General features: G+C 54.9%; 4 protein-coding genes. All 4 read right to left on the reverse strand.

What is annotated here, in order from left to right; genetic code table 11:
* Nucleotides 1–944, reverse strand: a 944-nt coding sequence (locus NZ653_09785; GenBank protein ID MCS7287410.1) for a DUF1616 domain-containing protein, incomplete at its 3' end; no start/stop codon positions are given.
* 169 nt (nt 945–1,113) lie between these two features.
* On the reverse strand, nt 1,114–2,532 hold the full coding sequence (locus NZ653_09790; GenBank protein ID MCS7287411.1) for an ABC transporter substrate-binding protein: 1,419 nt from the start codon (nt 2,530–2,532) through the stop codon (nt 1,114–1,116).
* 14 nt (nt 2,533–2,546) lie between these two features.
* A complete protein-coding gene (locus NZ653_09795; GenBank protein MCS7287412.1) occupies nt 2,547–6,293 on the reverse strand; it encodes a lamin tail domain-containing protein in 3,747 nt (1,248 codons plus the stop codon).
* 9 nt (nt 6,294–6,302) lie between these two features.
* A partial coding sequence (locus tag NZ653_09800; GenBank protein MCS7287413.1) for a glycosyltransferase occupies nt 6,303–6,678 on the reverse strand: 376 nt, incomplete at its 5' end.

Here is a 6,678-nt window from a genome sequence, read left to right on the forward strand (position 1 = left end):
GTGTACGGCTCCCAGGAATCAAATAATCCGCCGTTATCTACCAGCAACTGGGCGATAACAGCGTGCTGGTAGGAATCGCCCCACATTGGGGCGTCCAGCGTGCGCACGACCAGAAGCCGGACGCCGAAAACCAGAACCAGGACGAAGACGAAAGCCAGGTCGGGCCAGAGGGCGTCGGAGCGAGCCCATTGCCGGAGCGCTTCCCAGCCCTGCCGGGGCCGCCAGCGGCGATACCGCCAGGCCAGCGCGGCCAGACCCAGGACGGCAGGCCCCCAGGCATAGAAGGGCCCCAGGCGGAGTCCCACCAAGTCGGTCCAGAGGAAAAGCAAAGGGTAGAGGGCGAGGCTCAGGCCAGCCGCCAGGCCCATCCGGGTAGGCCAGGGGATCCCCACCCCCGCTCCCCTCCCTCCGTCTACGGAGGAGAGGGCCGGTGGATAGAGGTAAAGAAGCATTGCATATCCCGGCACCAGATACAGCAGAGCCGCCACAGCCAACAGCCCCAACCCCTCTAATACCGCTGATCCTGCCTCCAGAGCCATTCCCCATAAATCATACGTCAGCCGGAAGGCCAGTTGTGCGTCCAGGGGCTCGTGGTCCCGATAGGCCGCGCCATCCAAGTAGGCCTCGCCGGAGGCGGCGCCCACCCGTACCGTGCCCATGCCCTCCAGTTCTAGAAAGGCGTAACGATAGGCGCCATGGGAATGGTTATCGGGCGGGAAAGAGAACCGGTAGAAACCCGGCGTGATTACATTCTCCAGCGGGAGAGCGGCCACGGCCAGGTCTGTGGGGGATTGGGGCTCAGAGCGCAGGCGAAGCAGAAGACGGCCCGTCGTTCCCGGTTCCGGCTCCAGCCAGAACTCTATGCCATTTAGCCCGCCGTGCCGAGCAACAAAGGTCTGACCGATAGTGTGGTCAGGTTTCAGAACGAGAGCCGCTTCGGGCACAACAGCGGGCTGATCTCGGTCTACAAAATCAGAACAGCCAGTAAGGAGAAAAAGTGCCGTAAATAGCAGTAACCTGAGGCACACCTTCCTGAGATTACTCCTCGGAGAACAGGACAACCCCTTTTCTGCCGTCAGCATGCCTTAAGGCCCCACTCCCTCAAGGGGTAAACTAAGGCTTCAGACGGATTTTGCTGAATTCTTTTTCAGCCCAGGCTATGGCGTCCTCAGGAGCTTTTGCTCCGGATATTACGTCGTTCATGGTCCTGTACAGGATGCTGCGGATGGCCTCCCAGCCGTAAATTGATGGCTCGCTCTTGGCATAAGGAATAAACTCCATGGCTTTTCTAAGCAATGGGTGGTTTTTGAAAAGAGGTGACTCGGCAGCAGAGATGCGAACAGGCAAGTAGCCAGTCGCTACAGACCAGCGGGCGTTTTGCTCAGGCCCGGTAAACCATTTTAGGAAAAGCCAGGAGGCCAGTTGCCTTTCGGGTGTAGTTTTAAAGATGCAAACCGATGGCCCATATATGTCCACCACAGGAGTAGAAGTCTCAGCCGGGGGAAGAGCGATGGACCAGTTAAACGGGGGTTTTGCCGCCTGATAGTAAGGGATGCCAGCAGTGGAGCCGAAGGTAAAGATGGCCTTTTGGTTAGCAAAATCCTCTTGATCTTGATAGCGCTCTTTAACTTTGTAGGCAAGGCCTTCGTCTATCAGCTTTTCCAGGAACTGAAGTGTAGCGAGAACCGATTCTTTATCGGGGAGGAATTCGCCTCCGGAGTTCAGGATTTCTCCTCCACGGCTCCATATCATCCAGGTAAAGGTGGAAGCGCTCGGCGCTACAGCGTAGCAGGGTTTCCCCTCTTTTTTCTTACGCATCTCACAGATCTGGTAGAACTGATTCCAGGTTTTGGGAGGTTCTTTGAAGCCAAGCGCTTTAAGGGCATCAGCGTTGTAGAACATAACTTCAAGGCTGCGGCCAGGAGGAAAGCTTAACATTTTTCCCTCAAAGTCGGGGTAGCGATCCCCTGCCAGGAAATTGCTAAAGTAATCCCCAAGTTCTTCAAGGCCAAGGCCGTATTTGGAGCTCCGGATGTAATTGTCAAGGACCACCACAGCGCCGGCATGAGCGTATTCGGCGATAACGTTTTGATAGGAAAAAGCCATATCAGGAGGGGTGCCAGCAGCAATAGCCGCAAGGACTTTGCGCCGTATTTCTGAATAGGAACCTCCGTAACGGGCTATCACCTTTATACCCCACGGGTTCGTTCTGTTAAACTCCTCCACTATTTCCAGAAAAGTCCTCTCATGGAGCTGGGTGTAAGGGTGCCAGATGGTTACCTCTTGCCGTTCAGGGTTCACATTCGCCAGAGGATCAGGGACAGGACTGGGGGTAGGAGTTGGAGCAGGGGTGGGACTCGGCGTTGGGGAAGGGCGAGCCGTTGGGGTAAAGGTAGGGGAAGGCGAAGGAGTTGATGTGAAGGTTGAGGTTGGGGACGGGCTAAGGGTCGGAGTAGGCGAAACTTGAGCACCCCTGCAGGAGACTATCATCAGTAAGAGCAATGCTGATATAAGCTTAAAACGATTGTGCATTAGCATCCTCCCGCTTATCGATCGGGCAAATGCCCTGGCGACGGGGTTGAAGCTTCCCGGAAATCGCGAGCACAGTCATCGGTATCCATGTCGGGAGGAAAGCGTTCCAGAGATCTGCCAGCCTTTGATACGCCAGGATGTGCTTTTACCCCAGGGAAAGAGCCATCTCCATACACCGCAACATCTACAGGCGAGTCGGCCGGACCCAGCAGAACCACTTCATCCCCCAGGTTCCTCAAGCCCCATGGCCCTGTGCTCCAGGAGGTATAAGGTATCATGTTTGGAACATTAGGGTTCGTGTCCTCTATCTCGAAATCGGGCAAACGACCATGCAAAGAGTAAAAGCCGGAGGCTGTCCAGGCAATTACCCTGACTTCTCTAGGACCCATGAAGGATCCATCCGGGAAGCGATACATTCCCTCCCGAAGGCCTCGCCCCTGGGCATCTCCGAGCTTGTATCCGCTGAGGTTTATGTTTTGCCCCGTGGGGTTATATATCTCCACCCACTCTTTACCTTCATCCTCTCCGGGGGCGTCGTAAAGCACTTCGCTTATGAGCAAATCAGCCGGATAACGGAAATCCCGGAGGACAAGGGGTATATGGAGGTCAAATCGCCCGTAGGGAGCAGCCCAATCTGTCCAGAAAAGCGAAGCTAAGTATTCATAAGCCTGATGGCTTTCCACCAAAAGCCCCACTTCACGGTTTACTTTGAAGGAAACTTCGCTGCCGTTTATGCTGCCTATCCAAACATACCCTTTGCCCCCGATTCTGGCGAGCACCATCTTGTTGTGGATTCCCATCCCCATGGGGCTGGCAAGTTTAGCTTCAAGGTCAAGTCCTTCCTGATGGGCAACCTGTTGAAGGTAGTTTATCGTTTGAGAATTGGGTTCACGGTAGAAGAATTCGTCCAGCAGTATTCGGACCTTTGCCCCTCGCCTGGCTGCGTTGACCAGAGCTTGAAGGCGCAGGTTGGGGCCATCGCCCCACTGCATGTATTCGTAAAGTTGTTGAGATAAAATCACATCCCCTTCACCAGCTTTATTGAGAAGCCCGAACAAACCATCGCTCTGACGCAGGGCGTTCTCGGGAGCGGTGGAGAAAGTGAAACGAAAAGTGCCTTCCGTCTCCAGAGGTTCGGGGAATTTGATGCTGTAAGGAATTTTCATTTCTGTAGGTGAACATGAATCTTCAGGGCAGGATTTAATAATTAAAGGCAGGTAAACACTATAGACGGGCGGAGGAGTGCATAAATAAGGTCTTGTCTGGCAGGAAGCTAAATTGGGGCGGGAAGGATCAGCATCAACCGCAAAAATTTCTTCCAGAGCTCTAACCACGCTGGGGGCATCGGTTATGAGGTAAGCCCCACGATAGCCCACCAGCCCCTCGGGTTTTATCTGAGAAGGCATACCTCTTTCGGAAAGGTTCTCGGAACCCAGCAGAGCCACACGGCCATCAATGATTATGTATTTGGCGTGATGAAAGCGGTAACGCCGGGGAGAGCCAACCATAAAGTAAACCTGTCCCCCAGCATCGTGGATCAACTTAGCTGCCTGTTTGTTCTCCGGTGCGAGCCCTCCAACGGGTTCCCCTTCCAGCAGGATCGTTACAGATATCCCCTGCCTGGCTTTTTCCGCAATGGAGAGGGCCAAAGGGATATTGTCCAGAGAATAGGCGGCGATTTTTAAGGATTGCTGAGCAGCGGAGATATGCCTGGCTATCGTTTCATAGAGGTGGTCTGGACCGATAGCCACGGTAAGGCGCGCGGTTTCAGTAACTTTTACGGGGTAAAAGAAACGGTCCAGTTCCCATCCGGGATATAACACCCGTCTACCTTGATAGGGGTCATGGGGGTCCTGGGCCCAATCAGTGGCGGTGTTGGCATCAGACAGAGGCAGGCCTGTTAGTTCGTCCCGCTTGCGGAAGAGTATCTGTCCGGCGAGGCCCAGGCCGCCTGCAATTTTGTAAGGTTGAACCGCTGGGCCTGACCAGCCGGGAGAGTTTGTGTTTCCGTCGCCGTAAACGAGCGCATCAATGGAATCTGTCACGGTGCTTCCTGGGGATAGAAGCCACATTTCATCGCCTGAATTGCTGAAGGCGGGGGCTTTTCCACTCATTTGGGGAACTTCGGGGGAAGTATCGGCGCCATACTCCCAATCTGGCAGGAAGCCGAAGCTGGCCTTAAAGGCCTGGGCCTTTTTGGCACACCATATGGCCTGACCAGGTGGAAGCGATGCTCCGCCGGGGAAGCAGACCTTACCTTCCCTGTCGGTAACGCACCATCCGCTCAGATCCGCTGCACAGGGGGATAAATTCCAGAGCCGGAAGGCTTCATCATCGTCATCGGGCTGGTAGCCATCGGGAAGGAGAGCATCTATTACAAGTTTCGGTAAAAGGTTTGTGGTATGCCTGGCCACATTATCTCCTAAGATGGATTCTGGGGAAATGGTAGAAACCGTAATGGCTGTGGTCAGGCTTCCACAGGCTCCTCCTCCATCCAGGACCGTGAAATTCCATGATATACTCTGGGCGGGCGGGAGGCTGCCCACTTCCCATACGAGAACGCCGGGGGAGGGCTGAGTGAGGGTATAGGGGGCAGAGTGATTCAGAAAAATGAGCGGGAAAGGCAGCGTTCCCGTAGCTAAGACGCTTTCGGCGGTAATGATACCGGCGTTCTCCAGGGTAACCGTATACGGTGAGGTGCCGCCGGGGAAAATTTTCTCCGGCCCCATCAAATTAACTTTAAGCTGACTTTCATCCTTAAAAAGGTGGATAGCCATGCTGGATGTGTTATCGGTGTAGTCTGTTTCCGTGAAATCCGCCGTTACAGTTACACTGTTGGTAAAATCGCCTGAGACCAGGGGCGAACTCTGGACGGTGAGTGTCACAATGTAAGGGCCCCTCAGGCCCGGGATGTAGGATGTATCCCAGCGCAGAACCTGCTGAGAGATCATGGTAAAGGTAAAAGGGCTCTGCTGTTCTATAAAGCCCAGGACATCGGGCAGTACGTCGGTGATAAAGGCCTTTTCTATTCCGGTGACACCAGCGTTGGAAAGCAGGATTGTGTAGGTTATTAATTCACCGGCCTTTGCCTGGGCTGGCCCCTGCTTGGCGATGACCAGATTGGGGTAGCTGGCAGAATTGAGGGCCTTAGGGGTGCCGGAGATGGGGTAACCGCAGGCATCAATTCCATTGCGGATTACACCGTTGTTTGTCCTCCAATTATCGGAGATATCGGGGCCAGCGGGGTTGAAGCGCTCCATCGAACGCCTTTCGGGGGATGACTGCCCAGCAGGCCATGAGCCTCCATCGCCATTAGCTGTGTCTACCAATCTTCCTGAGGCGTTACGCAGTTCCAATACCTCACCTTCATTAGATAGGGCGCCTGTGAAAATCTGGTCCGCAGGTATATCAGCTATTGCGTTATCGTTAGAGCGTTCCAGCAAGAAGAAGCCGTGAGGGGATATCGTGCCCCGCAGAGTTATAGAGGGCGAACCATCACTGGCCCTCAAAGTCCAACCATTAAGGGTTATAACCTCGTTTGTATTGTTATAGAGCTCGATCCACTCGGCGGTATGGCTGCAGACAGTGCCGGCCCATGCTACTTCGTTGATAACCACTGGGGGAGGTGTTTCGCTTTGGGATGTTGGGTTAGAAGTCAGGTTTTGTTCGGACATTGCCAGGGCGTAGCTTAGGGAAACCACGAACACTGAGGCGAGCATTGAAGGCAAAAAAACCTTCAGAGCAGGCCTCACTCTCAACATTCGAGCGTCTCAGGCCTCCAGACATTTAGAGTAAAGCTCCTCCAGTCGCTCCACGTGCTCCTCCATCGTCATTGGCGGCCGGACGTTCGCACGAAGGCGGGCCAGAAGGTCCGGGTCATCTATCAGCCGCTGGATAGCGGCACGCCAGGCAACGACATCGCCAGGGGGAAGAAGCAGGCCGTCTACACCATCGCGCACCCGTTCGGCCAGCGCGCCCAGCCGGGAAGCCAGAACCGGGAGGCCGGCGGCGAAGGCCTCAGAAATCAAAAGCGAGAAGGTCTCATACCAGAGCGAAGGTACTGCTACCACATCTACCTGTGCCAGCGCATTCCAGACTTCCTCCCGGTTCAGGCGGCCCAGGAAGCGGACGTTGGGGCCGGCCAGC

The sequence above is a fragment of the Anaerolineae bacterium genome (genome assembly GCA_025062375.1).
Lineage (GTDB): Bacteria > Chloroflexota > Anaerolineae > SpSt-600 > SpSt-600 > SpSt-600.